At 49.3% G+C, this 759-nt stretch carries 1 pseudogene; it reads left to right on the top strand.

Annotation, left to right across the window (positions count from 1 at the left end):
• Positions 1–10: 10 nt before the first annotated feature.
• Positions 11–759 (top strand): annotated as a pseudogene (locus ASC50_RS02330) (hypothetical protein); the annotation flags it as partial.

The following is a 759-nucleotide window of genomic DNA, read 5'->3' as shown; positions in this document are numbered from 1 at the left end:
GGAAGACATAGTGAAATTATATGCTCAGCATACTGCTGAGACAGGGCAAGTCTTTGAGCCGGATGCCATTGAATTGGTGCATCAGCAGACACAGGGGCAGCCGTGGTTGGTCAACGCCATTGCCCGTGAAGTGATTGTAAAAACGCTCCAGTCCGATTATACCAAGCCGGTGACGGCAGAATTGGTGGAACAAGCCATCCAAACCATCATCCTGCGGCGCGACACACATATCGACAGCCTGCTCGAACGGCTCAAAGAGGAGCGGGTGCGGCGGGTGATGGAGCCGGTCATCATTGGCAAGATAGGAGATATCAACAAATTGTCGGACGATTATAGTTATGCCATGGACCTTGGCTTAATACGCGAGACACCCGGATTAGTGCAACCCGCCAACCCGATTTATGCCGAGGTGATTATCCGCACATTGAGTAAGAATTTTCAGGATACCTTGTGCAGTGAGATGTATCCCTACCAAATGCCTCGCTATCTGAAAAACGGGCGTATCGACATGATTTATCTCATGCAGGATTTTCAAGCCTTTTGGCGCGAAAACAGCGAGATATGGGTCGAACGGTTCGACTACAAAGAATCGGCACCACATCTGATTTTACAGGCTTTTCTGCAACGGATTGTCAACGGCGGCGGGCAGATTATCCGCGAATTTGCCGCCGGTCGCGACCGTTTGGACTTGTGCGTAGAATATGAAGGACAAAAAACCGTATTTTACCTCTTCGTTTGGAAAACCCAAAACGTATATGT

It is taken from the genome of Candidatus Symbiothrix dinenymphae, assembly GCF_001431085.1.
This window is presented reverse-complemented; position numbering and strand designations above follow the sequence as displayed.